This window comes from Mycobacterium sp. NTMscope_Eco_3, from assembly GCF_976985685.1.
In genome coordinates, this window is the sequence record NZ_CDRJYZ010000001.1 from 3,016,609 (window position 1) to 3,042,423 (window position 25,815).

Genomic DNA, 25,815 nt, shown 5'->3' on the forward strand with positions numbered 1-25,815 from the left:
GCCGTGGGTTCCCAGTCAAAGCCGTGGCTTCACACTCGAATCCCTGAGCTCACACTCGACTCCGTGAGCTCACACTCGGCCGCCGAAGTTAGGCATCCTTGGGCGGATCCAGGGTCTCCAGAACCACTTCGGCGACCCGCTTCATCGTCGTCCGCCGGTCCATGGCGGCCCGCTGAATCCACTTGAACGCCTCGGGCTCAGTCATGCCCTGCTCGGTCTGCAGCAGACCCTTGGCGCGTTCCACCAGCTTGCGGGTCTCCAGCCGATCGGACAGCGTCGCCACCTCGCGCTCCAGCTCCGCGATCTCGCCGAACCGGCTGACGGCCAATTCGATGGCCGGGATCAGGTCGCTGATGGTAAACGGCTTCACCAGGTAGGCCATCGCCCCGGCGTCCCGGGCACGCTCGACCAAGTCGCGCTGACTGAACGCGGTCAACACGACGATCGGGGCGATGCGCTTGCTGGCTATCTCCGAGGCAGCGTCGATGCCGTCGCGGCGCGGCATCTTCACGTCCATGATCACCAGGTCCGGCTGATGGCGCTCGGCCAACTCGACGGCCTCCTGGCCGTCGCCGGCCTCCCCGACGATCTCGTAACCCTCCTCTCGGAGCATCTCCGCGAGATCCAGTCGGATGAGCGCTTCGTCTTCAGCGATCAGGACCCGGCGCGGCACAGCGGCGTCGGTGTCGGTCGTGGGGCCTGTCATGACGGACATTGTGTCGCGAACGCCTCAGACCAGCGTGCGCGGGGGCGGTGTGACAGCTGAGGACACCAAATCCTCTATGGTGGGAGGCTGCCTCTAAGGTAAGAGGCCGGCAAGCCCTCGTATCCCAACTGGCAGAGGAAACGGATTCAAAACCCGTCCAGTGTGAGTTCGAATCTCACCGAGGGCACCAGCAGCGCGGTCGGCAGCATCATCGGCGCCGCCCGGCATTCCGGTACTGCAGTGGCGCGTCCGCCGGACGAAACCGGTTCACGGTTTTCAATTCGACCGTAATACCTTCCAAAGGTATGGATTATCCCGTTTTTATAAACCGCGCGAGTTTATGACCTTTTGTGTCGCAGCCGCAATATGCCGCTTAAAAGATCACTTGAATTCATAAATTGGCGCTTCGTCGGCGGGATTCGACACGCGTGGCGACGCCACCCGGCTGATCGCCCGGGACGCCGCGCGAGCGCGAACGGCTCAGTCGCCGAATGACCGCGTGACGCACACCTGGCCCGAAGCCGAAACCTCCGGCCCCGCGGTGTAATTGCCGATGGAATCGCCGGCCACCCGTAGCAGCCAACTCGGATCACTACAGGCCATACTGCAGCCATCCATGAGCACGGCGGCAAGGGCAATGAGCGACGCAAGAACGATTCTTCTGAGAACCGCCATCAGGCACCCCTTAGTCGAGGCGAACACGCGTCACACAGAGCGTCCAACACGTGTTGAATAACCGAACCAAATGACTCGTAAACCCGACAAAAACCCGATAACAAGATGGTTATCAGATCCGGAAACTTACGGGGGCGAAAACGGTGATATTCATTAGACAGCCGACAAATACCCTGCTCAGCGGTTAGGCTTGCTGCGTGGCGGCCAAGGATTGTGGTGGCCCACCGCGATGGCCAGACGGCTCGTCGAAGCGCCCGGACTGTGTAGCCGCGGCGCGGGCCCAGTCGCGCGCCCGCAACCAGCACTACGCCGACAGCGCCGCGCGCCAATACCGGGTGCTCGCGATCGCCGCGTGGCTGGCCGTGCTGGTCTGCGTCGACTTCGTCGCTTTGCAGTTGATCACCGGAGTCTGGACCTGGCAGATCATCTCGATCAACGCCCTCGCCGCGATGATCTTCGCCGCGGTGCCATGGCTGCACCGCTTCGGTGCCCTCGTCGCGCCGCTGACCTTCATCGGCGCCGCCTACATCACCGTCTTCGTCAGCTGCTGGGACGCCGGCACGGGGACGGGCTCGCAGTTTTTCTTCTTGGTGGGCGCGTGCCTGGTGGTGCTGTTGCTGGGCATCGAACACACCGTGCTGGCGGCCGGCCTCACGGCGGTCGGGGCCGGGCTGGTGATCGCGCTGGAGTTCCTGGTCCCCCGCGACACCGGATTACAGCCGGCGTGGGCGCAGTCCATGACCTTCGTCGTCACCATCGTCTCGGCCTGCGTGATGGTGTTCGTGGCGGTGTGGTTCGCCCTGCGCGACACCCAGCGCGCCGAGGCGGTGATGGAGGCCGAGTACGAGCGCTCGGAAGCGCTGCTGGCCAACATGTTGCCGGGCAGCATCGCCGAGCGGCTCAAGAGCTCGTCGCGCAGCGTCATCGCCGACAAGTACGACGAGGTCTCCGTTCTGTTCGCCGACATCGTCGGGTTCACCGAACGCGCCAGCACCACCACCCCGGCCGACCTGGTGCGGTTTTTGAACCGGCTGTACGGCGCCTTCGACGAACTGGTCGACAAACACGGCCTCGAGAAGATCAAAGTCAGCGGCGATTCCTACATGGTGGTCAGCGGGGTCCCGCGGGCCCGGCCGGATCACGCCTTCGCCCTTGCCGATTTCGCACTCGACATGGCCAATGTCGCTGCCGCACTGAAGGATCCGCACGGCGACGCGGTCGCGCTGCGGATGGGCATGGCCTGCGGACCCGTGGTCGCGGGCGTCGTGGGCTCGCGCCGATTCTTTTACGACGTGTGGGGCGACGCGGTCAATGTCGCGTCGCGGATGGAGTCCACCGATTCGGTCGGACGCATCCAGGTGCCCGAGGCGATGTACGAAAGGCTCAAAAACGAGTTCGTCCTGCAGGAGCGGGGCCGCATCGAAGTCAAGGGCAAGGGCGTTATGCGCACCTGGTATCTCATCGGGCGCAAGGCAGCCGAAGAGCCGACCGACCTGCGCATCGGGCGATCGCACACCGCCCACGTCTGATCAAAGTCCCTGTACGGTCCCTGTACCACGGCCCGCGTTTGTGCCAGACTGCGGCCATGACTATCTCCCCTGACTCTCCTGGAACCCACCCCGTTCCAAGCTTGTTGCCGCATTTGTGGAAATCCGCTCTGCTGTCGGGAATTCTGTCGATCGTCCTCGGTGTCCTGGTGCTGGCGTGGCCGGGAATTTCCATCCTGGTCGCCGCCGTCGCCTTCGGCGTGTATCTGCTCATCACCGGTATCGCGCAGGTCATCTTCGCGTTCTCGCTGCACGTCTCGGCGGGGAGCCGGGTCCTGTTGTTCATCAGCGGGGCCGCGTCGCTGATCCTGGCGCTGCTCGCGTTCCGCCACTTCGGTCAGGGATACGCAATTCTGCTGTTGGCCATCTGGATTGGCATCGGGTTCATCTTCCGCGGTGTCGCCACGACGATTTCGGCCGTCAGCGACCCGCACCTGCCCGGCCGGGGCTGGAACATCTTCCTCGGCGTGCTCAGCCTGCTCGCTGGCATCGTGGTCGTGGCGTCACCGTTCGAATCGATTGTCACCCTGGCGATCGTGGTCGGCGCGTGGTTCGTCGTCATCGGGATCTTCGAGGTCATTTCGTCCTTCGGCATCCGCAAGGCGTCCAACACCCTCGGCGGCTGACGCGGGCGCCGGTGGCGCAGGCGCCGACCTATCTACTACACTCTGTCGTAGCCGTTGATCGGGCCTCCGCAGTCGGGAGATGACAGATGAATGTCGTCGATATTTCGCGGTGGCAGTTCGGTATTGTTACCGTCTACCACTTCATCTTTGTGCCGCTCACGATCGGTTTAGCCCCGCTGATCGCCATCATGCAAACGGTGTGGGTGGCCACCGGCAACACCGCGTGGTACCGACTGACCAAGTTCTTCGGCAAGCTGTTTTTGATCAACTTCGCCATCGGTGTGGCGACCGGCATCGTCCAGGAATTTCAGTTCGGGATGAACTGGAGCGAGTACTCGCGGTTCGTCGGCGACATCTTCGGTGCGCCGCTGGCGATGGAAGGGCTGTTCGCCTTCTTCTTCGAATCCACGTTCATCGGCCTGTGGATCTTCGGCTGGAGCCGGTTGCCGAAGCTGCTCCACCTGGCCTGCATCTGGATCGTCGCGATCGGTGTCAACGCCTCGGCGTTCTTCATCATCGCGGCGAACTCGTTCATGCAACACCCGGTCGGCGCGCACTACAACCCGGTGACGCGACGCGCCGAGCTGGACAGCATTTTCGCCCTGCTGTCCAACAACACTGCGCAAGCGGCGTTTTCGCACACCGTGGCCGGAGCGCTGCTGACCGCCGGTACCTTCGTCGCCGCCGTCAGCACATGGTGGATGGTGCGCTCCCGCACGACGGGATCCACCACCGAGGCCGCGGAAACCGAGGCCCGCACCATGTTTCGCCCCGCGGCAATGCTGGGGTGTGGGGTGGTGCTGCTCGCGGCGGTCGGCCTGTTCTTCACCGGTGATCGCCAGGGCAAGCTGATGTTCGTCCAGCAGCCGATGAAGATGGCGTCGGCGGAGGGGTTGTGCCACACCCAAACCGACCCCGACTTCTCGGTGCTGACCATCGGCACCCACAACAACTGCGGCAGCGTCACGGAAGTGATCAAGGTGCATTACGTGCTGCCGTTTTTGGCCGAAGGCAAGCTCAGCGGCGTGACGCTGCAAGGGGTGAACGAGCTGCAGCAGCAGTACCAGCACCGCTTCGGACCCGACGACTACCGGCCGAATCTGTTCGTCACTTACTGGTCCTTCCGATTGATGATCGGATTCCTGGTGTTCCCCGTGGCGTTCGCCCTGGCCGTGCTGTGGCTGACCCGGGCCGGGCGAACCCCCAAGGGCCGCTGGGTTTCCTGTTTCGCACTGCTCACCATTCCCACGCCGTTCCTGGCCAACATCTCGGGATGGGTGTTCACCGAGATGGGTCGCCAGCCATGGGTGGTGGCCCCGAACCCGTCGGGTGACCCGTTGGTCCGGATGACCGTCCGCGAAGGTGTGTCGAACCACGTGCCGGGCATGGTCATCACGTCGCTGGTGACCTTCACCCTCGTCTACGCGGTGCTGGCGGTCCTCTGGTTCTTCCTGCTCAAGCGCTACACCGTCGAAGGGCCACTGGAACACGACGCGGAACCCGCTCCCCCGCACGCGCCCAGCGCTGACGAGGTGGCGCCCCTGTCGTTCGCCTACTAGAGGCGTGCCGGGGCTTATCGACGCCGAAAGGAGCTGATCGCAGTGGGACTGCAAGAAGTGTGGTTCGGCATCATCGGGATGCTGTTCCTGGGGTTCTTCATCCTCGAGGGCTTCGACTTCGGCGTCGGCATGTTGATGGAGCCGTTCGCGCGCGTCGGCATCGGCGAAGCCGAACCGTTGCGTCGCACGGCACTCAACACGATCGGGCCCGTGTGGGACGGCAACGAAGTGTGGCTGATCGTCGGTGGCGCGGCCATGTTCGCCGCCTTTCCCGGTTGGTACGCCACCGTGTTCTCCACGCTGTATCTGCCGCTGCTGGCGATCCTGTTCGGCATGATCGTGCGTGCCGTGGCGATCGAGTGGCGCGGCAAGATCGACGACACAAAGTGGCGCGGCTGGGCCGATTTCGGCATCGCCGCCGGCTCGTGGCTGCCGGCCGTCCTGTGGGGTGTCGCGTTCGCCGTGCTGGTCCGCGGGCTCCCGGTGGACGCCGCGGGCCACATTCACCTTTCGATCGCCGACGTGCTGAACGCCTATACGGTGTTGGGCGGCCTCGCGACGGCCGGTCTGTTCCTGCTGTACGGCGCGGTGTTCGTCGCGCTGAAGACATCCGGCGCGATCCGTGAGGACGCGTACCGGTTCGGGGTGTGGCTCTCGCTGCCGGTGACCGGACTGGTTGCGGGCTTTGGGCTTTGGACGCAGCTGGCGTACGGCAAGGACTGGACCTGGCTGGTGCTGGCCGTCGCCGTGGTCGCGCAACTGGCCGCGGTGCTGCTGGTGTGGCGGCGCGCCTCCGACGGCTGGGCGTTCACCTGCATCGCGCTGGTGGTCGCGGCCGTGGTGATCCTGCTGTTCGGCTCGCTGTATCCGAACCTGGTGCCCTCGACACTGAACAAGCAGTGGAGCCTCACCATCTACAACGCCTCTTCGACCCACTACACGCTCAAGGTCATGACGTGGGTGACGGCGTTCATGGCGCCGCTGACGGTGGTGTACCAAGCGTGGACGTACTGGGTTTTCCGGCAACGGATCTCGGCCGAGCGGATACCGGCGCCCATCGGTCTGGCAAGGCGCCCGTCCTGAGCGGTAACGACCGCGCGAGCCGGGCGCCGCTAGACCCGAGACTGTGGCGGGCATCGACGGCGCTGCGCCGCTACCTGCTCGCCGCGGTGGGCTGTGGGGTGCTGATCTCCGCCTGCGCGATCGGCTCGGCGATCGTGTTGGCGCGCATCGTCGCACGCGTCGTCGACGATCCCCCCGCGCGCGGCCTGCACGCCTGGTGGGGGCCGCTGTCAATCCTGTTGGCGCTGTGGGCAATTCGCGCGGTGACACATTGGTTTCAGGCCCGGCTGGGGCAGCGGGGAGCCAGCGCCGTCATCGCCGACCTGTCCGGCCAGGTGCTCGATGCGGTGACCGCCAGGCAGCCCGGCGCACTCGCGGCGCAACGCGACGCCGCCGCCGTGGTGGTCACCCGCGGCCTGGACGGCCTGCGTCCCTACCTCACCGGATACCTGCCGACGCTGCTGCTCGCCGCGATCCTGACGCCGGCCACCGTCGCCGTCATCGCGGCCTACGACGTGAAATCGACGGCGATCGTGGCGATCACGCTGCCGCTGATACCCATCTTCATGGTGCTGATCGGGCTGGCGACCCGGGACCGGTCGGCGGCGGCGTTGGCCGCCATGACCACCCTGCAGGCCCGACTGCTGGACCTGATCGCCGGCATCCCCACCCTGCGGGCGCTGGGACGCGGCGCGGGCCCCGAACAGCGCATCGCCGAACTCGCTGCCGCGCACCGCCGCTCGGCCATGGCGACGCTGCGGATCGCGTTCCTCTCGGCACTGGTGCTCGAATTGTTGGCCACCCTGGGGGTGGCGCTGATCGCCGTCGGCATCGGCCTTCGCCTGGCATTCGGCGAGATGACGCTGACCACGGGCTTGACGGTGCTGTTGCTGGCACCGGACGTGTACTGGCCACTGCGCCGCATCGGCGTGGAATTCCATGCCGCGCAAGACGGAAGGACCGCCGCCGGCGAGGCGTTCACCCTCATCGGCGAGCAGACCCCGTCCACGGCCGGGACCCAGACGGTCGCCGCGCGCGGCGCGCGGATCCGCCTCGAACATCTCACCGTCGCCGGCCGCGACGGGCAGGCACCGCACGATCTGAACGCGCTGATCGAACCCGGCACCGTGACCGTGCTGACCGGGCGAAACGGCGCCGGCAAAAGCACCACACTGCAGGCGATCGCCGGCATCACCGCGCCCTCGTCGGGCCGGGTCACCGTCGCGGGGATCGATGTCGCCGATCTGGAGCCGGCCCGATGGTGGGGACAGCTGTCCTGGCTGCCGCAACGCCCGATGCTGGTGCCCGGCACCGTCGACGACAACCTGATGCTGCTCGGCGAACTCGAAGACCTCGAAAACGCTTGCGCGGTATCGGGATTCGATGCGGTGTTGGCGGAGCTGCCCGCGGGGCGCGACACCCTGCTGGGGCGCGGCGGCGTCGGGCTGTCCCTAGGGCAGCGGCAGCGGCTGGGACTCGCGCGGGCGCTCGGATCGGCGGCCGCCGTGCTGTTGCTCGACGAGCCGACCGCGCACCTGGACGCACACACCGAGCAACGCGTCTTGCGGGCCATCGTGGAACGGGCCCGCGCCGGTGCGACCGTGATCGTGGTCGGCCACCGAGAGCCGGTGCTTGCCATCGGTGATCAGGTCGTCGAGGTGACCGCCGACCGTGGGGTGCGCTATGCCCCAGTCTGATTCGACGACGAGCCGCGCCGAACCCCTACTGGCCGCGGCGGCACTGTTGCGGCCCCGGCTGCCGCGGGTGCTGGCGGCGATCGCGCTCGGGGTGCTGTCGCTGGGCAGCGCGCTGGCGCTGGCCGGCATCGCGGCGTGGCTGATCACCCGCGCCTGGCAGATGCCGCCGGTGCTCGACCTCTCGATCGCCGCGGTCGCGGTCCGCATGTTCGCCATCTCGCGGGCCGTGCTGCACTACTGCGAGCGCCTGGTCACCCACGACACGGCCCTGCGCGCGGCCGGCACCGCCCGGGTGCAGGTCTATCGACGGCTGGCGCGCGGACCCGCCGCGGCCGCCGTCCGGCTGCACAGCGGTGAGCTGGTGGCCCGGGTGGGCGCCGACGTCGACGAGCTGGCCAACGTGTTGGTGCGCGCCCTGGTGCCGATCGGGGTCGCGGGGGTGCTGGCGCTCGCGGCCACCGCGGTCGTCGCCGCCATCTCGCCGGCGGCCGCCGCCGTCCTCGCCGTCTGCCTGCTGATCGCCGGTTTCGTCGCGCCCCGCCTCGCCGGCCGGGCGGCCGCGACCCAGGAAGACATCGCACGGCACCATCATTCCGAGCGCGACACCGCGGCGATGATCGCTCTCGAACATGCGCCCGAGCTTCGCGTCGCCGGCCTGCTACCCGGCGTCATCGCCGAATCACAACGCCGGCAACGTGCGTCGGGCGATGCCCTGGACGCCGCCGCCAAACCGGCCGCCATTGCCGAGGCGATGCCCACCGCGGCCGTCGGGGCCAGCATGCTGGGCGCGGTGGTGGCCGGGATCGGGCTGGCGCACGCGGTCGCGCCCACCACGCTGGCCGTGCTGATGTTGCTGCCGTTGTCCGCCTTCGAGGCGATGACGCCGCTGCCGGCGGCGGCCGTGCAGCTGACGCGGTCACGGATCGCCGCGCGCCGATTGCTCGAGTTGGCGGCCGAGGCCCCGCGTGAGGCGGTCGAAACCACAAACGCAGCACCGAGGCCAGTCGGCGCCGGCCGGTTGTCCGCCGACGTGCGTTCCGGTCACGGTGCGGCAGGCTCGATCCGCGTCGCTCTGGACTTGCCCCCGGGCGCGCGGCTGGCCGTGACCGGCGCCAGCGGGTCGGGGAAGACGACGCTGCTGATGACGCTCGCCGGGTTGCTGCCGCCGCGCGATGGGCAGGTGCTGCTCGACGGCGTCGCCTTGACTCAGTTCGATGAAGTCGACTTGCGGTGCGCCATCGGCTTTTTCGCCGAGGACGCCCACATTTTCGCCACCACGATCCGGGACAACCTGCTGGTCGCCCGCGGCGACTGCCGAGACGACGAACTCACCGCGGCCCTGGGCGCCGTCGGGCTAGGCGCGTGGCTCGCCGGCCTGCCCGACGGCTTGGCCACGGTGTTGATCGGTGGCGCGCAAGCCCTTTCGGCGGGCCAGCGCAGGCGACTACTGCTGGCCAGGGCGGTCCTCTCGCCCGCGCGGATCGTGTTGCTCGACGAGCCCACCGAGCACCTCGACGTCACCGACGCCGAGCAGGTCCTGCGCGACCTGTTGGCCCCGGATTCCCGGCTGCTGTCCCCCGAGCGCACCGTGGTGGTGGCCACTCACCACCTGGCCAAGGGAATCGGCTGCGACGAACTGCGCGTCGGTCACAAAGCCTGAGCGCCAGGAGCTACCGCGTGTCCGCCCGGGGAGCGGTCAGCTGGCCGGGCGCTGCCGATAGGCGTCCGGGTGCTCCTCATACCAGCGGTTCTCGAGCTTGCGGACCCGCCCGCGTTCGACCTTGAGCCACACCAACCCGACCGTCATCGCCGCGACCGCTATCACGGCGCCGATCACACTGCGGCCTTCGTGACCCGTGCCGAGGGCGACGAGACACCGAAAGACGGCGATCACGCCCACGAGCATGAACAGGTACCCCGGCCAACTCATCACGTCGATCAGCGACTCACCGGCATGCGGCCTCGTCGTCCTCGCATGGTCGATGGGGTCGCGAAACGTGTCACCCATGACAATTCCCTTTCCCCGTAGTTTCACCAGGGGGGCGTCCGGACAGTGCGTCGATCATGCGACCACGCACATGCGGAAGCCGACCATGTCTATGCCTTCAACGGTAGTCACCGTGGGTGAGAATGTTCTGTCTAGTAACTGGACAGCCGCTGCCAATCGGGCTGTCCCCCACCGCCGGCGGCGGGTTAGAGGTGTCGCCGGCGCGGCATGAACTCCAGCGACAACAGCACGAACAGCAGCGGGACGATCTGTGTCAGGGAGATCAGCGCGTACCGGCGCGTGTCGAGCGCGTGCCACTTGCGCACGTACCGGTACAGCGACTCCAGCGCGATCAGCGGGTCGAGGATGTGGGTCAGCCGGTACAAGACGCGCTGGGTCCAGCCGCGGTTCTTGTCGTCGAATATCTCGGGGAATGCGGCGAACGCGAGCGAAACCCGCTGTGCCCCATTGTCTTTACCGGCCATGATCATGTCGACGCTGAGCCGCTCGTCGAGTCCGTTGGGGGCACCGCGGCGCCGCCACGGGACGTCGAGGGTGATGTCGCTACCGCCGCCGGCCGTGGCGTATCGGTGAAATGCCTGCACCTTGCCCGCGGCGTCCCTGGCGATGATCAGCTGTATCCCGGGGAAACGGCCTTCCAACACGCCGTCGAGATTCATGTGGAATCCGCGGTCGGCATGCGCCCCTTTGGACGATTCCCGCACCACCTCGGTCAGCTCGGTCAGCAGCGCGTCGTCGAGCCCCTGCTCCGCCACGATTTCGGTTGTGACGCCGCAGTTATGGGTGCGCTTCACGGCCTGACGCAGGTTGCGGAACTTTCGGCCCACCATGTCGAAGCCCGACACGTCGACCACCACGTCGCGCCCAATCGGTATGGGCCACAACGTTTGTCCCAATGTCGCCGAGTCGCTCCAGAGTTTGAGCCGCCGCTCGCCACACCCCACCACCGCGATCCGCCATCCGTGGGCATGACAGGTGGCGGCGAAATCGGCCACCAGTTCCGGGAAGTGCGTCTCGTCACCGATGGGGTCGCCGCTGACCACGGCGATTCCCATTCGCGTCCGGTAGGCCAGCGCCGCGGAGCCGTCGGCGGTGAAGTGGTAGCTCTTGCCGGTCTGCATGGTGAACGGCGCCAACGCGTCATCGCTGGTCGCGTTGATCAATTCCCACACACGCGGCAGGTCGGCGGGCCGCGGGTGCGAGGTCATCGGCCACATCAACACCATGCCCGAGCTGGCGATCACGACGTCGCCGAGCAGGTCGAAGGACAACACGTGCAGGCCCAGCCCCGCCAGCACGAAAAGCGCGGCCGCGATGGCGTGCATCGTCGTCACCGGGCGGCCCAGGAACACGCCGCGCGCGATCCATGCCACAGCGATCAGCACCGTCACCGACCAGGCCAACCGATCCGCGAACTGCCAGTTGGGTTGGCTGTGGTGGCGAGCGAGTATCTCGATGAGCCAGCACGTCGCGCAGAGCAGGGCCAGGGCACCGATCAGGCGGGCCGCCAGTGAATCGGCCGAAACGACAACGCGTTCGCGCGCGCGAGGTCTTGCCGTGACGTCCACGACCGGCCCGTTCACACTCACCTCCCGATGCGCTGACAACAGCTGGGCGGCGTGTCCGCCGCCTCTGCACCGAATACCCGGCTAGGTCAAAGTTACGCCCGATCAAGGCCCTACCGGGAGAGATTCGGGCGGATATCCTGCGGCTATTGGGTAACGGTTTATCGGCGAGAAGACGGAAAGTACTTCAGCACGCCCTCTTGCACCACGGTGGCGAGTGGCTGCCCGGACCGGTCGAAGAAATGCCCGGCGCCCAGGCCGCGCGAATCCGCCGCCACGGGCGACGACGTCGAGTACAACACCCAGTTGTTGAAGTTGACCTGCCGGTGAAACCAAATGGAATGATTGGCCGACGCGGCGAAAATGCGGTCGAATCCCCAGGAAAGACCGTGCGTGGTGATGACCGAGTCCAACACCGTGGTGTCCGAGGAATACACCATTGTCGCCGTGTGCAATACCGGGTCCTCGGGAACCTCTCCCAGCGCCTTGACCCAGACCCGGTTGTGGGGCAGCCGATCCCCCTTCGACCGCATCACCCAGGCGGGGTCGTTGGTGTAGCGCCATTCGATGGGCTGCAGGGCGTTGACGAAGTGCGGGACGGTGTCTTCGTAACCGCGCAGCAGTTCGCCGATCGTGGGCTGGGTGTGCGGTTCGGCCACCTGGGGTGGATCGATTCCGTGCTCGAGGCCTCGGCCGCCGGACATGAAGGAGATCATCGCCGAGCACAGCAACGTGCCGTCTTGCATCGCGTCGACGCGCCGGTTGGCGAACCGCCGCTCGTCGCGCAGCCGGGTCACGCGGTATTCGATGTCCTTGCCGGTGTCGCCACCGTTGATGAAGTGCACCGATAGCGCGCCCGGGGGCAGGTCGTCGCGAATCAGGCTGCGGCTGGCCGCGACGAACGATTGCGACATGAGCTGACCGCCGAACGTGCGCATCGGGTTCTTGCTGGGGTGCGAGCCGATGAATAGGTCATCGGAGACACGGTGAAGGTCGAGTGTCGCCAGCAGCTCCTGGAAATCAGAATCGGTGCTGATGGCGGCCTCTCCTTCGGTCCGGGCGTTAAACGTCGTCCTCCCCGATCCGGTGCACATGGATCAGGTTGGTGGACCCTACTGTGCCAGGTGGCGCGCCGGCGACGATGACCACCAGGTCGCCGCGCTTGTAGCGGCCGAGTTCGAGCAGCGACTTGTCGACCTGGCGGATCATGCCGTCGGTGGAGGTCATCATCGGGACGATGAACGTCTCGGTGCCCCAGGTCATGGCCAGCTGGCTGCGCACCTCGGGCCAGGCGGTGAAGGCCAACAGCGGCAGCGGGGTGTGCAGGCGCGCGAGCCGCTTGACCGTGTCGCCGGACTGGGTGAAGGCGACCAGGGCCTTGGCGTCGAGCCGCTCGCCGATGTCGCGGGCCGCATAGGAGATCACGCCCCGTTTGGTGCGCGGGACGTGGGTCAGCGGCGGGGCGGCCGTGGAATTGTCCTCGACCGCGCAGATGATGCGCGACATGGTCCGTACGGCCGCCATCGGATACTTGCCCACCGACGTCTCCCCGGACAGCATCACCGCATCCGCGCCGTCGAGGACGGCGTTGGCGACGTCGGACGCCTCCGCGCGGGTCGGCCGTGAGTTCTCGATCATGGAATCGAGCATCTGGGTGGCCACGATGACCGGCTTCGCGTTCTCGCGGGCCATCTGGATGGCCCGCTTCTGCACCAGCGGAACCTCTTCCAAGGGCAGCTCGACGCCGAGGTCGCCGCGGGCCACCATGATGGCGTCGAAGGCCAGCACGATGGCTTCCAGATTGTCGACGGCTTCGGGCTTTTCCAGCTTGGCGATCACCGGAACCCGCCGGCCGACCCGGTCCATCACCTCGTGCACCAACTCGACGTCGGCCGGCGAACGCACGAAGGACAGCGCGACTAGGTCGACACCGAGGTCCAGCGCGAAGGTGAGGTCCTCGATGTCCTTCTCCGACAAGGCCGGTGCGGACACGTTCATGCCCGGCAGCGAGATGCCCTTGTTGTTGCTGACCGGGCCGCCCTCGACGACGGTGCAGATGACGTCGTCGCCCTCGATGCCGTCGACCACCAGGCAGACCTTGCCGTCGTCGACCAGAACCCGGTCACCGACGGCGGCGTCCTCCGCCAGCCTTTTGTACGTGGTCGACACCCGGTCGTGGCTGCCGTCGCAGTCCGCGACGGTGATCCGGACCGTCTCACCGTCGGCCCAGTAGGTGGGGCCGGTGGCGAAGCGTCCCAGCCTGATCTTGGGGCCCTGCAGGTCGGCGAGCACACCGACGGCGCGGCCGGTCGCGTCGGAGGCGACCCGGACCCGTTCGTAGGCGGCTTTGTGATCGGCGTAATCGCCGTGGCTGAAGTTCAACCGGGCGACGTCCATTCCGGCCTCAACCAGCGCCAAGATCAACTCGTCCGAATTGGTCGCAGGCCCAAGGGTGCAGACGATCTTTCCGCGTCTACTCACGCCGACCCAGCATAGTCGCGTGTATCCCCAACGGCCCGCACATAACGGCGCCGCGCAGTGTGCTCTTACCCACCAAGAACGCTCGGAATCAACGGGAAGGCGGGCAAGTTACGCGCAACCGTCCAGACGACCGTCGCGGCCACGACGGTCAGCAACGCCGTCCGCGGCAGCGGCGAAGCGCCGCGTGCGCGGCGAACCAGCAGCCACGCGGCCAGCATCGGGATTCCGGCCAGCACAAAAACGTTGTCGTGGATGGCGGCCGCCAGGTCGCCGTGCACCACGTCATACGTCATGCGCAGCCCGCCGCAAAACGGGCAATTCCAGCCGGTGAGCCACTTGAACGGACACGGCGGATAGATCGAAGCGGGATTGTGCGGGTCGGCCAGCGCGACGTAGCCGAGCGCGCCGCCCAGCGCGAGGCCGGTCGCCGCCCCGGCATAGCCGAGAGGAGCACGCAGGCCGTGCGAGCCGGCATGCGCGGGTGGAAGGGCTGACCTCGCGTTGGTCACAGTGCTTCCAGCATGCCAGATTCGCGGCGCCCCGGCGCTTGGATCCGGCGCGCCGGTAGTGAGCGGGTAGTCAGCGGCCCGACAGTCGGTTCCGCAGTCGCGAGCCCCATCGCCGCCGGGCTTCTGGTTGATCCGAAACCTTTTCGGCGACGGGCTCTTCCGTAGCGGGTTCTGCGCTTTGGGCTTCCGGTTCTTCGGATTCGGAATCCTCTGCGTCGGCTTCGGCTTCCGGTTCTTCGGCTTCCGCCTCGTCAGCTTCCGCCTCGTCGGCCTCTTCGGCTTCCGGTTCCTCGGCTTCCGCGTCGGCTTCCGCCTCGTCGGCCTCTTCGGCTTGCGGCTCTTCGACTTCCGGTTCCTCGGCTTCCGCGTCGGCTTCCGGCTCGTCGAACTCGAGCTCTTCGGCCTCGGATTCCTCCGCCTCGGCCTCGTCGGCTACCGCCTCGGCCTCCGATTCATCCGCGTGCTCTTCGGCTTGCGGCTCTTCGACTTCCGGTTCCTCGGCTTCCGCCTCGTCGGATTCCGCCTCGTCGAGCTCGAGCTCTTCGGCCTCTGATTCCTCCGCCTCGGCCTCGTCGGCTACCGCCTCGGCCTCCGGCTCGTCGGATTCCGCCTCGTCGCCGCCCGTGTCGGCGACTTCCGCGGTCCCCACCACAGATTCGGTCGGCACGTCGTCGTCGGCAGCACCCGCGGCACCAGCCGCACCCCCCGCGGCCGCCGTCGCCGCCACGGTCGCCGGCTCCAGTTCCGGCTCGGCGTATTCCTCGTCAACGTATTGGTTTCCGCCCAGGCTCTCGGGATCTTCGCGGCCCCTGGGCGCCGCCATCAGGTACACCACCGCCCCGATGAACACGAAAGTCGATGTGAACGAATTGATCCGGATGCCGGCGATGTGGGTGGCGGTGTCGTCGCGCAGCAGCTCCACACAGAAGCGTCCCACGCAATAACCGGCCACATACAGCGCGAACAACCGGCCGTGGCCCAGCGTGAATCGTCGATCCGCATAGAGCAGAACGACGAAAATCAGTAGGTTCCAGAGCAATTCGTAGAGGAACGTCGGCTGCACGACCAGTGCCACCTGGCCCGTGGAGATCCCGTCCAGCGAATGCGGGTCGATATAACCCGAGGGGTCCCGGCGATAGAAGATCTCCAGCCCCCACGGCAGTGTGGTCTCGCGGCCGTAGAGTTCCTGGTTGAAGTAGTTACCGAGCCGACCGATGGCCTGCGCCAGGATGATTCCCGGCGCGATCGCGTCGGCGAAGGCCGGCAGCGGAATGCCGTGCCGGCGGCACCCGATCCAAGCGCCCACGGCGCCGAGCGCCACCGCGCCCCAGATGCCCAAGCCGCCGTCCCAGATCCGTACGGCCGCGCCGAGTCCGGCTCCGCCCGGGCCCCAATAGGTGCGCCAGTCGGTGGCCAGATGGTAGAGCCGACCACCGATCAGCCCGAACGGCACCGTCCACAGCGCGATGTCGTAGATCACGCCGCGCTCGCCGCCGCGCGCCTCCCAGCGCCGGTCGCCGATCAGCAGGGCGGCCACAATGCCGGCGATGATGAACAGCGCGTAGGCCCGAATGGGCAGCGGCCCAACGTGCCAGACGCCCTGCGCGGGACTCGGAAAATAGGCGAGCAACGTCGTCACGACGCGACCGCCCTGTGGCGTACACCGGCGGCGAGTTCCTCAGTGAGTGCGCGCAATGCGGTCAAACCCCCGTCTCCGAGCGCCGACACCAGCGCGGAACCGACAATGACACCGTCGGCGTAGCCGCCGATCTGCGCGGCTTGCTCTCGCGACCGCACTCCCAGCCCGACACCGACCGGGATGTCCGATATCTCCTTGACTCTGCCCACCAACTCGGGCGCGGCATTGGATACCACGTCGCGCGCTCCCGTCACACCCATCGTCGATGCCGCGTAGACGAATCCGCGGGACGCCTCGACCGTCATCGCCAAGCGCTGCGGCGTCGAGGAGGGCGCCACCAGAAATATCCGGTCCAGTCGATGCTCCTCGGACGCCGCCAGCCACTGCCCGGCTTCGTCGGGAATCAAATCCGGGGTGATCAGGCCGTAACCGCCGGCCGATGCCAGGTCACGGGCGAAGGCGTCAATTCCGTAGCGCAACACGGGGTTCCAGTAGGTCATCACGACGGCGTGGCCACCGGCGGCGCTGATCGCCTCGACCGCCGCCAGGGTGTCGCGCACGCGCACTCCCCCGTGCAGCGCGGCCTCGGTGGCCTTGGCGATGGTCGGGCCGTCCATGCCGGGATCCGAATAGGGCACCCCGACTTCGACGATGTCGCAACCCGATTCGACCAAGGCGATCATCCCGTCCACCGAGGTCCGCACATCCGGGTACCCGGTGGGCAGATAGCCGATCAGCGCCGCGCGGCCGCCTTCGCGGCACGCCTCGAAGACCGGCCCGAGCCGGCTCGCTTCGCTCTGCTTGACGGTCATCGGTCGCTGGATCCCAACAGCCCGAACCACTGCGCGGCCGTCTCGACGTCCTTGTCCCCGCGCCCCGACAGGTTCACCACGATGATCGCGGCGTTCCCCAATTCGGGCGCCACCTTCAGGGCCCCGGCCACGGCGTGCGCGGATTCGATGGCGGGGATGATCCCTTCGGTGCGGCACAGGGCGCGGAACGCCTCCATCGCCTCGGAATCGGTGATGGGCCGGTACTCGGCGCGTCCACTCTCGCGCAGCCACGCATGTTCTGGGCCCACTCCCGGGTAATCGAGACCCGCTGAGATGGAATGGGATTCGATGGTCTGACCGTCCTCGTCCTGCAGCAGGTAGGAGAACGACCCCTGAAACGCCCCGGGGGAACCGCCGCTGAAGGTTGCGGCGTGCCTTCCGGTTTCGACACCGTCGCCGGCCGCCTCGAATCCGATCAGCCGCACGCCGGGATCGTCGATGAACGGGTGGAAGATGCCGATCGCGTTCGATCCGCCACCGATGCAGGCCACCACCGCGTCGGGCAGCCGGCCCGCCTGCGCCTGAATCTGGGCGCGCGCCTCGAGGCCGATGATGCGCTGGAAATCGCGGACCATGGCGGGAAAGGGATGGGGTCCGGCCGCGGTGCCGAAGCAGTAGAAGGTGTTGTCGGCATTGGTAACCCAATCCCGGAACGCCTCATTGATGGCGTCTTTGAGCGTCCTCGAACCGCTCTGGACCGAGACGACCGTGGCTCCCAGCAGTCGCATCCGTGCCACGTTGAGCGCCTGGCGCTCGGTGTCCACTGCGCCCATGTAGATCACGCATTCCAGGCCGAGCAGGGCGCAGGCGGTGGCCGTCGCCACGCCGTGCTGACCGGCCCCGGTCTCGGCGATCACCCGCTTCTTGCCCATGCGCTGAGCGAGCAGCGCCTGACCGAGCACGTTGTTGATCTTGTGAGAACCGGTGTGGTTCAGGTCTTCTCGCTTGAGGAAGATGCGGGCGCCGGCCTGCTCGGACAGGCGAGGCGCCTCATACAGCGGCGACGGCCGCCCGGCATAGTGCGCCTGCAGGTAATCCAGCGTGTCCAGGAAGTCCTGGTTGACGCGTTCCTTCTCGTAGGCCGCGGTGACCTCTTCGATGACGGCCATCAACGCCTCGGCGACGTAGCGGCCGCCGTACACGCCGAAATGGCCACCCGCATCGGGTTCGTGACGGGTGGGTTCGGCGATGGCTGCGCTCGGAAGCGGAAGGTCCGGGCGGGACAGGTCCACCATCACCAAGGCTCTACGCGGGGATGGCTCATGGGGTTCAACGTTACAGCGCAGGGGCTCTTCAGTGACGCAGCGACTAGCGAGACGGTTTCGGACAGGACGGATGGGTGCCCGCGGTCACCAGGTCGGCGACCGCGGCGCGTGGGTCACCGCTTTTGACCAGACCTTCGCCGACCAACACGGCGTCGGCGCCCGCGCCGGCATACGCCAGCAGGTCTCCGGTGCCGCGCACACCGGATTCGGCGATCCTGATCACGTTGCTGGGCAGCCCGGGAGCGATGCGCGCGAAGCAATCCCGGTCCACCGCCAGCGTGGCCAGATCGCGGGCGTTGACGCCGATTACGTTGGCCCCGGCCTTGAGCGCCCGGTCGGCTTCCTCTTCGGTGTGCACCTCGACGAGCGCCGTCATGCCCAGCGATTCGGTGCGGTCCAGCATCGACACCAGTGCGGACTGCTCCAGCGCGGCGACGATGAGCAACAACATGTCGGCGCCGTGCGCCCGCGCTTCGTGGATCTGATAGGGCTGCACGACAAAGTCTTTGCGCAAAATCGGTATCGAGACCGCCGCCCGAACCGCGTCGAGATCGTCGAGCGAACCGTGGAAGCGGCGCTCCTCGGTCAAGACGCTGATGATGCGCGCGCCGCCGTCTTCGTACGCCCTGGCCAGTTTGGCCGGATCGGCAATGGTCGCCAGGGATCCCGCCGACGGGCTGGCGCGCTTGACTTCTGCGATGACGCCGATTCCGGGCTCGCGCAGGGCGGCCATCACGTCTCGCGGCGGTGGCGCGGCCGCGGCGGCGGCTTTGATCTCGGACAGGCTGATGAGGGCTTCGCGCGCGGCAACGTCGGCCCGGACTCCTTCGAGGATGGAGTCAAGCACGGTTGCCGGACTCATGCCTGTCGTTTCCCTTCGCCCTGTCGCCCCGCTGTCATCGCACGGCCACTCGGTTGTCCCCAGCCGATCGCGACGACGTCAATGAAGGGTAGCGGCCCGCGGCTCGCGGCCCGTCACCGACCCTCGGTGTCAGACCCGCTCGGCCGATCGGTTGGGTCGCGCCCCTCGTCAAGCGCGTCCCAGATCATCCGCTCCGACATTTCCGGCGTCTGTCGCTCCTCCAGCATCGCCCCGTCGGCGTCTTTGCGTCGCGCAATCGAGCGGCGCGTCGCCGGCGTCGTGTACTTCGTCGAGCTGGAGCGGGCGGGCCCGGAGTCCGACGCCGATCGCATCAGCAGGACGGCCGCGATCAGGGCGCACGCCGCGGCGGCCACCGTGACCCCGGCGCCCCAGTACCGCCGCTCGCTTCCGACCAGGGACATCACCGAGACGTGCGCCAGCTCGGCGCCGCGCACCGCCACGTCGGGTAGCGCCCACAGGCTGATTCCCAGGTAGCCGACCGCCAGGCTGGCCAGCGCCAGCAGCCCGGCCAGCGCGCGCAGCAGCCAGCCGCGCACGGCGATGACCGCAACGGCCGCGGCCAGCATCAGCATCGCCAGCGGCAGCAGCGCCGTCGACCACGTCCCGCCGGACAGCGTCACCTCCTTGGGCGGCCCCAGCCCGTCGAACGACCGGATCACGACCCAGGGCAGGCGCGAGGCCACCCACAGCGCGCCCGCGGCCACCACGAGCGTCGCCTGGGAGATCCGGATCATCCACCGGCCGTCCAGCCGGCGCCGCTCGGCGCGGGCCTCAGTCATCGCGGCTCGCACCCGGCTCGGTCAGCGTCTCGGCGGCGGCGATCGCGCTGAGCACCGCGCGCGCCTTGTTGGTCGCCTCGGTGTACTCGTAGGGGCCGTTGGAGTCCGCCACCACCCCGCCCCCGGACTGCACGTAGGCGGTGCCGGCGCGCATCAGGGCGGTGCGGATGGCGATCGCGAAGTCGGCGTTGCCGGCGAAGTCCAGGTAGCCGACCACGCCGCCGTACAGGCCGCGGCGCGTCTTTTCGACCTCTTCGATCAGCTCCATGGCCCGCACCTTCGGCGCGCCCGACAGTGTGCCGGCCGGGAAGCAGGCCGTCACCGCATCCAGGGCGGTCCGGCCCTCGCCGAGCAGGCCGGTCACCGTCGACACCAGGTGCATGACGTGGCTATAGCGTTCGATGTGGCTGTAGTCCTCGACGCGGACGGTGCCCGGCGCGCACACGCGGCCGAGGTCGTTGCGGCCCAGATCGACCAGCATCAAGTGCTCGGCGCGTTCCTTCTCGTCGGCCAACAGCTCCTTCTCCAGCAGCTGATCCTCCTCGTCGGTCTCCCCGCGCCAGCGGGTTCCGGCGATCGGATGGGTGGTCGCGACGCCGTCGGCGACGGTGACGAGCGCCTCCGGGCTGGACCCGACGATCGAAAAGTCCGTTCCCCCAGTGTCATTCGGCACGTGCAGCAAATACATGTACGGGCTCGGGTTGGTCACCCGCAGCATCCGGTACACGTCGATCGGATCGACGTCGGTGTCCATTTCGAACCGCTGCGAGGGCACCACCTGAAAGGCTTCACCCGCGGCGATCTGCTCGACGAGGTAGTCGACGATCTTCCCGTATTCCTCGACGCTGCGCTGCGCGCGGTAGCGCGGTTCCGGCCGGTCGAACGTGGCGACGGTCGACGACAGCGGCTGGCCCAGCGCCGCGGTCATCACGTCCAGCCGGGCGACCGCGTCGTCGTAGGCCTCGTCGACCCGCTCGTCGGTCCCGTTCCAGTTCACCGCGTTGGCGATCAGCGTGATGGTGCCCTCGTGGTGATCGACCGCCGCCACATCGGTGGCCAGCAGCAACAGCATGTCCGGCAGGCCCAGGTCGTCGACCGCCAGCTCGGGCAGCCGCTCCAGGCGCCGCACCAGGTCGTAGGCGAAGAAACCCACCATGCCGCCCGACAGCGGCGGCAGACCCGCGAGCGGCTCGGTGGCCAGCAGTTCGAGGGTGGCCCGCAGGGCCTGCAGCGGGTCGCCCCCGGTCGGCGCGTCCTGCGGCACCACGCCCAGCCAGATGGCCTCGCCGTCGCGCACGGTCAGCGCCGAGGGCGCGCCCGCCCCGATGAACGACCACCGCGACCAGGAACGGCCGTGCTCGGCGGACTCCAGCAGAAACGTGCCCGGGCGGTTGGCGGCGAGTTTGCGGTACGCCGACAGCGGCGTCTCGCTGTCGGCCAACACCTTGCGGGTCACCGGGACCACCCGGTGCTCGGCGGCGAGCTGGCGGAAGTCCTCTCGTGAGGTCGTCGCGGCGAGGTGGGCGTGCACCGCCCCATCCTCCCAGACGGGCTCGGCCGGCTCGCGAGCGTAACGTGGCTGCGATGATCGGCGACTCAAATTGGCAGCAGCGTTACGCTCGCGGAATGAAACCTGGTGAGACGGTCGCCGACTTCGAACTGCCCGACCAGACCGGCACGCCGCGCAAGCTCAGCGAACTGCTGTCGAGCGGGCCCGTCGTCCTGTTCTTCTACCCGGCCGCCATGACGCCCGGCTGCACCAAGGAAGCGTGCCACTTCCGCGACCTGGCCTCCGAATTCGCCGCGGTCGGGGCCAACCGGGTGGGTATCAGCGCCGACCCCGTGCAAAAACAGGCCAAGTTCGCCGACCTGCGGAAGTTCGACTACCCGCTGCTGTCGGACACCGACGGCACCGTCGCCGCGCAGTTCGGCGTCAAGCGCGGCCTGCTGGGCAAGCTGATGCCCGTCAAGCGCACCACGTTCGTCATCGACACCGACCGCACGGTCCTCGAGGTGATCTCCAGCGAGTTCAACATGGACACCCACGCGGACAAGGCACTCGCGACGCTGCGCGCCCGGGCCTAGCCGACCCTCACGGGCTGATCGCCAGGAAGACGTAGGCGGCCAGCAGCACCAGGTGCACCTCGCCCTGCAGCCGGGTGGCCCGCCCGGGCACGACGGTCAGCACGCTGATCACGACGGTCAGCGCGAGCAGCACCAGCTGGATGGGGCCGAGGCCGAGCACCAGCGGCCCCTTGAGCCAGATCGACGCCAGCGCGATCGTCGGGATGGTCAGCCCGATGCTGGCCATCGCCGAGCCGTAAGCCAGGTTCAGGCTGGTCTGGATGCGGCCCTTGCGCGCCGCCCGGGCCGCCGCGAGCGTCTCCGGCAGCAGCACCAGCGCCGCGATGATCACACCCACGAACGACTGCGGCAAGCCCGCCACCGTCACCGCGTGCTCGACGGCCGGCGACTCCTCCTCGGCCAGGCCCACCACCGCCACCAGCGCGCAGAGCAGCAGCGCCAGGCTGCTCAGCGCCTGCCGCCTGCTGGGTGGATCCGCGTGACTCTCGTCCTCGAATACGCGCTTTTGGCCCCTCTGCGCGATCGGCAGGAAGAAGTTGCGGTGCCGCACGGTCTGGGTGAACACGAACAGCAGGTACACCAAGAGCGTGGCGATCGCGGCGAAGGTGAGCTGGCTGGGGGTGAACTCCCTGGCCGGGTTGCTGGTGGTGAAGGCGGGCAGGACGAGGCTCAGCGTGGCCACCGTGGTGACCGTGGCCAGCGCGGCGCCGGCGCCTTCGGCGTTGAACAGCGTCACGCCGTAGCGCCGCGAGCCGAGCAGCAGCGACAAACCGGCGATCCCGTTGGTGGTGATCATCAGCGCGGCGAACGCGGTGTCCCTGGCCAGCGTCGCGGCCTCGTTGCCGCCGGACATCATCAGGGTGACGATGAGGGCCACCTCGATGATGGTGACGGCGGCCGCGAGCACCAGCGACCCGAACGGTTCGCCGACCCGGTGTGCGACGACCTCCGCGTGATGCACCGCGGCGACCACGGCGCCGACGAGAAACAGCGCGGCGACCCCGACCAGTACGGGTCCCAGCGTCTCGCCCCAGATCAAGGCCAGCACGACGACGGCAAGCACCGGAACAACCACGTTCCAGGACAAGACGTCCCGGGACAACCATTTCGACATTGCCTGCCATTCTTGTCGAAGTCATGCGCCGGCGCCCGCCGAAAGTGACTGTGGACACATCGGCGGGTGCGCGTCAGTCGGTTAGCGCTCCGGTTGCAGCAGCGAGTCGGCGTCGAAGCAGCTGTGATCGCCGGTGTGGCAGGCGCCGCCGACCTGGTCGACCGTCAACAGCACGGTGTCCCCGTCACAGTCCAATCGCACCGAATGGACGTATTGGGTGTGGCCGGAGGTCGCGCCCTTCACCCACTGTTCGCGCCGCGACCGCGAATAGTACGTCGCCTCACGGGTTTCCAGGGTGCGGGCCAGGGCCGCGTCGTCCATCCAGGCGACCATCAGCACGTCGCCGCTGCCGCGCTCCTGCACGACGGCGGCGATCAGGCCGTCGGCGTTGCGCTTCAGGCGCGCGGCGATCTGCGGGTCGAGCGTCATCGGACGGTGATCCCCTCTTTGGCCATGGCGGCCTTCACCTGACCGATGGTCAGCTCCCGGAAGTGGAAAACGCTGGCCGCCAACACCGCATCGGCCCCGGCCGCGATCGCGGGCGCGAAGTGTTCGGCCGCCCCGGCGCCGCCGCTGGCGATGACGGGCACGGTCACCGCCGAGCGCACCGCCTGCAGCATCTCCAGGTCGAACCCCGCCTTGGTGCCGTCGGCGTCCATCGAGTTCAACAAAATCTCACCCACCCCCAGATCGGCTCCGCGAGAGGCCCATTCGACGGCGTCGAGCCCGGTGCCGCGCCGCCCGCCGTGGGTGGTGACCTCCCAGCCCGACGGGGTGGGTACCGCACCCGGTGGCACGGTGCGGGCGTCGACGGAGAGCACGATGCATTGGGATCCGAACTGCCGTGCCATCTCGCCCAGCAGTTCGGGCCGGGCGATCGCGGCGGTGTTGATCGAGACCTTGTCCGCCCCGGCACGCAGCAACACGTCGACGTCGGCCACGGTGCGCACCCCGCCGCCGACGGTCAGCGGGATGAAGACCTGTTCGGCCGTGCGCCGCACCACGTCCAGCATCGTGGACCTTCCCGACGACGACGCGGTCACGTCGAGAAAGGTGAGCTCGTCGGCGCCTTCGGCGTCATAGGCGGCCGCGAGTTCCACGGGATCGCCTGCGTCCCGGAGGTTTTCGAAATTGACCCCCTTGACCACCCGTCCGCCGTCGACGTCCAGGCACGGGATCACCCGGACCGCGAGGCCGCTGTGGTTCGCGTGCATGTCAGTAGTCCTCCGGTCGGCCGGTGCTGCGCAACAGGTCGAGGATCTCGGCGTGCGCGGCGGGGCCCGCCGCCACCGCGGAATCCGACGCGGGACTCCACGGCTCGCCGGCCAAGTCGGTGACGACGCCGCCGGCGGCCCGCACCAACGCGACCCCGGCGGCGTGGTCCCACACGTGCCCACCGAAACTGATTGCCGCACCGAGGATTCCGTCGGCGACATACGCGAGGTCGAGCCCGGTGGACCCGTGCATGCGCAACCGCGACGAGACCCGGCTCAGATTCTCCAGCACCGCGATCCGGTAGCGGCCCGGGAACCGGCCGCGGGCGTCCGCGCTGAACGATCCCGCGCCGACAAGGGCGTCGGCCAGGTCGATCGCCGTCAGCGGCGGCTGCGGGGCCCCGTTCTTCCGCAGCGGTCCACCCGACACCGCGGTGTAGCGCTGGTCCATGAACGGCAGCCAGGTCAGTCCGGCGACCGGGTCGCCGTGGTGCAGCAGGCCGAGCAGGATCCCGGCCATCGGCGATCCGGCCGCATAGTTGAAGGTGCCGTCGACGGGATCGAGCACCCACACCCAGGGTGAGTCGACCGCCGAACCGCCGAATTCCTCGCCGTGGACGCCGATCCCGGTGGCCTCGACCAGCGCGGCGACCACCTGACGCTCGATCGCGAGGTCCACGTCGGTGGCGAAGTCGTTGCCCTTCTTGCGCACCGCGGAGTCGGCACGGTGCCCGGCGAGGAAGGGTTCCGCAGCGTCGTCGAGGATTGCCGATGCCGTCTCGACCAACGCGTCCAAGTCCATGCCGTCGTTACTCTCCGACCGAGGCCAGCGCCTGCGGCAGCGTGAATCGCCCGGCGTAGAGGGCCTTACCGACGATGGCGCCCTCGACGCCGCGCCCGGTCAGGGTCGCGATTGCGCGCAGGTCGTCCAGGCTGGACACCCCGCCCGACGCGATCACCGGGACGTCGGTGCGGTCGGCGACGGCCGCCAGCAGCTCCAGGTTGGGCCCGCCCAGCGTCCCGTCCTTGGTGACGTCGGTGACCACGAATCGCGAACAGCCTTCGCGGTCAAGGCGTTCCAGCACCTCCCACAGGTCGCCGCCATCGGTTTCCCAGCCGCGCCCCCGCAGCCGGTGCGACCCGGCCGGATGGCTCTTGTCGATCTGGACGTCGAGCCCCACGGCGACCTTGTCGCCGTGCTCGCTGATCGCCCGGGCGCACCACTGCGGGTTCTCCAGCGCCGCCGTGCCCAGGTTCACCCGGGCGCAGCCGGTGGCCAGGGCCGCCGCCAGCGAGTCGTCGTCGCGGATCCCGCCGGACAACTCCACCTGCACGTCGAGCTTGCCGACCACCTCGGCGAGCAGTTCGCGGTTGGAACCGCGCCCGAAGGCCGCGTCCAGATCGACCAGATGGATCCATTCGGCGCCGTCGCGTTGCCAGGCCAGCGCGGCGTCCAGCGCCGAGCCGTATTCGGTTTCACTGCCCGCCTTGCCCTGCACCAGGCGCACGGCACGGCCGTCGACCACGTCGACCGCGGGCAACAAGATCAACACGCTTTCTCCTTTGCA

Annotated in this window: 24 protein-coding genes and 1 tRNA gene; 8 read left to right on the forward strand and 17 right to left on the reverse strand. The window is 68.1% G+C overall.

What is annotated here, in order from left to right:
* Positions 1-88: 88 nt before the first annotated feature.
* A complete protein-coding gene (locus AC0KTM_RS13795; protein WP_225327483.1) occupies positions 89-706 on the reverse strand; it encodes an ANTAR domain-containing response regulator in 618 nt (205 codons plus the stop codon).
* A 113-nt stretch (positions 707-819) separates the two neighbouring features.
* On the opposite strand from AC0KTM_RS13795, the gene AC0KTM_RS13800 reads away from it, so the two are divergent.
* The 7 genes from AC0KTM_RS13800 (at position 820) to cydC (ending at position 9,532) form a co-directional block, all read left to right on the forward strand.
* Positions 820-896, forward strand: a tRNA-Leu gene (locus AC0KTM_RS13800).
* A 682-nt stretch (positions 897-1,578) separates the two neighbouring features.
* Complete coding sequence (locus AC0KTM_RS13805) at positions 1,579-2,910, forward strand: adenylate/guanylate cyclase domain-containing protein (protein ID WP_472415844.1); 1,332 nt, start codon at positions 1,579-1,581, stop codon at positions 2,908-2,910.
* Between the two features lie 38 nt (positions 2,911-2,948).
* Positions 2,949-3,554 carry an HdeD family acid-resistance protein gene (locus AC0KTM_RS13810; protein ID WP_425326355.1) on the forward strand — a complete coding sequence of 202 codons (606 nt, stop codon included), beginning with the start codon at positions 2,949-2,951 and terminating at the stop codon, positions 3,552-3,554.
* Between the two features lie 86 nt (positions 3,555-3,640).
* On the forward strand, positions 3,641-5,113 hold the full coding sequence (locus AC0KTM_RS13815; RefSeq protein WP_472415846.1) for a cytochrome ubiquinol oxidase subunit I: 1,473 nt from the start codon (positions 3,641-3,643) through the stop codon (positions 5,111-5,113).
* Positions 5,114-5,155: 42 nt separating this feature from the next.
* Positions 5,156-6,196 carry a cytochrome d ubiquinol oxidase subunit II gene (cydB, locus tag AC0KTM_RS13820; protein WP_472415848.1) on the forward strand — a complete coding sequence of 347 codons (1,041 nt, stop codon included), beginning with the start codon at positions 5,156-5,158 and terminating at the stop codon, positions 6,194-6,196.
* 62 nt (positions 6,197-6,258) lie between these two features.
* Entirely contained in the window at positions 6,259-7,872 is a 1,614-nt protein-coding gene (gene cydD, locus AC0KTM_RS13825) for a thiol reductant ABC exporter subunit CydD (protein ID WP_472417480.1), read from the forward strand.
* On the forward strand, positions 7,859-9,532 hold the full coding sequence (cydC, locus tag AC0KTM_RS13830) for a thiol reductant ABC exporter subunit CydC (RefSeq protein WP_472415850.1): 1,674 nt from the start codon (positions 7,859-7,861) through the stop codon (positions 9,530-9,532). Before cydD ends, cydC begins: the two co-directional genes overlap by 14 nt.
* A gap of 36 nt (positions 9,533-9,568) precedes the next feature.
* Here the strand turns inward: cydC and usfY are convergent, their stop codons facing one another.
* From usfY to AC0KTM_RS13885, 11 genes are all read right to left on the reverse strand, one after another.
* Positions 9,569-9,880: a protein UsfY gene (gene usfY / locus AC0KTM_RS13835; protein WP_225327476.1), complete on the reverse strand. Its 312-nt coding sequence runs from the start codon at positions 9,878-9,880 to the stop codon at positions 9,569-9,571.
* A 185-nt stretch (positions 9,881-10,065) separates the two neighbouring features.
* Positions 10,066-11,463: a bifunctional lysylphosphatidylglycerol flippase/synthetase MprF gene (locus AC0KTM_RS13840; RefSeq protein WP_225327475.1), complete on the reverse strand. Its 1,398-nt coding sequence runs from the start codon at positions 11,461-11,463 to the stop codon at positions 10,066-10,068.
* 143 nt (positions 11,464-11,606) lie between these two features.
* Positions 11,607-12,539 (reverse strand): acyl-CoA thioesterase II, encoded by a 933-nt coding sequence (locus AC0KTM_RS13845; RefSeq protein ID WP_238956157.1) that lies wholly within the window; start codon positions 12,537-12,539, stop codon positions 11,607-11,609.
* A complete protein-coding gene (gene pyk / locus AC0KTM_RS13850) occupies positions 12,508-13,926 on the reverse strand; it encodes a pyruvate kinase (RefSeq protein WP_238956158.1) in 1,419 nt (472 codons plus the stop codon). Before pyk ends, AC0KTM_RS13845 begins: the two co-directional genes overlap by 32 nt.
* Positions 13,927-13,991: 65 nt before the next feature.
* Positions 13,992-14,435, reverse strand: coding sequence for a DUF2752 domain-containing protein (locus AC0KTM_RS13855; RefSeq protein WP_238956159.1), 444 nt, complete (start codon positions 14,433-14,435; stop codon positions 13,992-13,994).
* 70 nt (positions 14,436-14,505) lie between these two features.
* Entirely contained in the window at positions 14,506-16,074 is a 1,569-nt protein-coding gene (locus tag AC0KTM_RS13860) for a prolipoprotein diacylglyceryl transferase (protein WP_472415852.1), read from the reverse strand.
* Entirely contained in the window at positions 16,071-16,886 is an 816-nt protein-coding gene (trpA, locus tag AC0KTM_RS13865; protein WP_225327470.1) for a tryptophan synthase subunit alpha, read from the reverse strand. The genes AC0KTM_RS13860 and trpA overlap by 4 nt, the downstream gene beginning before the upstream one ends.
* Positions 16,883-18,145, reverse strand: a complete 1,263-nt coding sequence (gene trpB, locus AC0KTM_RS13870; protein ID WP_225327469.1) for a tryptophan synthase subunit beta — start codon at positions 18,143-18,145, stop codon at positions 16,883-16,885. Before trpB ends, trpA begins: the two co-directional genes overlap by 4 nt.
* A gap of 70 nt (positions 18,146-18,215) precedes the next feature.
* On the reverse strand, positions 18,216-19,034 hold the full coding sequence (gene trpC / locus AC0KTM_RS13875) for an indole-3-glycerol phosphate synthase TrpC (protein ID WP_225327468.1): 819 nt from the start codon (positions 19,032-19,034) through the stop codon (positions 18,216-18,218).
* Between the two features lie 113 nt (positions 19,035-19,147).
* Positions 19,148-19,834 carry a TIGR02234 family membrane protein gene (locus tag AC0KTM_RS13880; protein WP_238956162.1) on the reverse strand — a complete coding sequence of 229 codons (687 nt, stop codon included), beginning with the start codon at positions 19,832-19,834 and terminating at the stop codon, positions 19,148-19,150.
* On the reverse strand, positions 19,827-21,365 hold the full coding sequence (locus AC0KTM_RS13885) for an anthranilate synthase component I (RefSeq protein ID WP_225327466.1): 1,539 nt from the start codon (positions 21,363-21,365) through the stop codon (positions 19,827-19,829). The genes AC0KTM_RS13880 and AC0KTM_RS13885 overlap by 8 nt, the downstream gene beginning before the upstream one ends.
* Positions 21,366-21,460: 95 nt before the next feature.
* On the opposite strand from AC0KTM_RS13885, the gene AC0KTM_RS13890 reads away from it, so the two are divergent.
* Positions 21,461-21,919 carry a peroxiredoxin gene (locus tag AC0KTM_RS13890; RefSeq protein ID WP_472415855.1) on the forward strand — a complete coding sequence of 153 codons (459 nt, stop codon included), beginning with the start codon at positions 21,461-21,463 and terminating at the stop codon, positions 21,917-21,919.
* A gap of 7 nt (positions 21,920-21,926) precedes the next feature.
* On the opposite strand, the gene AC0KTM_RS13895 is transcribed toward AC0KTM_RS13890, so the two are convergent.
* The 5 genes from AC0KTM_RS13895 to priA form a co-directional block, all read right to left on the reverse strand.
* Entirely contained in the window at positions 21,927-23,033 is a 1,107-nt protein-coding gene (locus AC0KTM_RS13895; protein WP_225327464.1) for a calcium:cation antiporter, read from the reverse strand.
* Between the two features lie 81 nt (positions 23,034-23,114).
* The gene (gene hisI / locus AC0KTM_RS13900; RefSeq protein ID WP_238956165.1) at positions 23,115-23,462 is read right to left on the reverse strand and encodes a phosphoribosyl-AMP cyclohydrolase; all 348 of its coding nucleotides are present in this window, start codon (positions 23,460-23,462) and stop codon (positions 23,115-23,117) included.
* Positions 23,459-24,247 carry an imidazole glycerol phosphate synthase subunit HisF gene (gene hisF / locus AC0KTM_RS13905; protein WP_225327462.1) on the reverse strand — a complete coding sequence of 263 codons (789 nt, stop codon included), beginning with the start codon at positions 24,245-24,247 and terminating at the stop codon, positions 23,459-23,461. The genes hisI and hisF overlap by 4 nt, the downstream gene beginning before the upstream one ends.
* Before the next feature lies 1 nt (position 24,248).
* Positions 24,249-25,049, reverse strand: a complete 801-nt coding sequence (locus AC0KTM_RS13910) for an inositol monophosphatase family protein (RefSeq protein WP_225327461.1) — start codon at positions 25,047-25,049, stop codon at positions 24,249-24,251.
* Positions 25,050-25,056: 7 nt separating this feature from the next.
* Positions 25,057-25,800: a bifunctional 1-(5-phosphoribosyl)-5-((5-phosphoribosylamino)methylideneamino)imidazole-4-carboxamide isomerase/phosphoribosylanthranilate isomerase PriA gene (gene priA / locus AC0KTM_RS13915; RefSeq protein ID WP_225327460.1), complete on the reverse strand. Its 744-nt coding sequence runs from the start codon at positions 25,798-25,800 to the stop codon at positions 25,057-25,059.
* Positions 25,801-25,815: the final 15 nt, after the last annotated feature.

Bases quoted from the DNA above. Each gene is read 5' to 3' on its own strand.
- AC0KTM_RS13890 (WP_472415855.1), top strand. From the start codon at position 21,461: ATGAAACCTGGTGAGACGGTCGCCGACTTCGAACTGCCCGACCAGACC.
- AC0KTM_RS13880 (WP_238956162.1), bottom strand. From the start codon at position 19,834: ATGACTGAGGCCCGCGCCGAGCGGCGCCGGCTGGACGGCCGGTGGATG.
- AC0KTM_RS13795 (WP_225327483.1), bottom strand. From the start codon at position 706: ATGACAGGCCCCACGACCGACACCGACGCCGCTGTGCCGCGCCGGGTC.
- AC0KTM_RS13895 (WP_225327464.1), bottom strand. From the start codon at position 23,033: ATGTCGAAATGGTTGTCCCGGGACGTCTTGTCCTGGAACGTGGTTGTT.
- cydC (WP_472415850.1), top strand. From the start codon at position 7,859: ATGCCCCAGTCTGATTCGACGACGAGCCGCGCCGAACCCCTACTGGCC.
- AC0KTM_RS13815 (WP_472415846.1), top strand. From the start codon at position 3,641: ATGAATGTCGTCGATATTTCGCGGTGGCAGTTCGGTATTGTTACCGTC.
- trpA (WP_225327470.1), bottom strand. From the start codon at position 16,886: ATGACCGTCAAGCAGAGCGAAGCGAGCCGGCTCGGGCCGGTCTTCGAG.
- usfY (WP_225327476.1), bottom strand. From the start codon at position 9,880: ATGGGTGACACGTTTCGCGACCCCATCGACCATGCGAGGACGACGAGG.
- hisF (WP_225327462.1), bottom strand. From the start codon at position 24,247: ATGCACGCGAACCACAGCGGCCTCGCGGTCCGGGTGATCCCGTGCCTG.
- hisI (WP_238956165.1), bottom strand. From the start codon at position 23,462: ATGACGCTCGACCCGCAGATCGCCGCGCGCCTGAAGCGCAACGCCGAC.
- trpC (WP_225327468.1), bottom strand. From the start codon at position 19,034: ATGAGTCCGGCAACCGTGCTTGACTCCATCCTCGAAGGAGTCCGGGCC.
- AC0KTM_RS13910 (WP_225327461.1), bottom strand. From the start codon at position 25,049: ATGGACTTGGACGCGTTGGTCGAGACGGCATCGGCAATCCTCGACGAC.
- AC0KTM_RS13845 (WP_238956157.1), bottom strand. From the start codon at position 12,539: ATGTGCACCGGATCGGGGAGGACGACGTTTAACGCCCGGACCGAAGGA.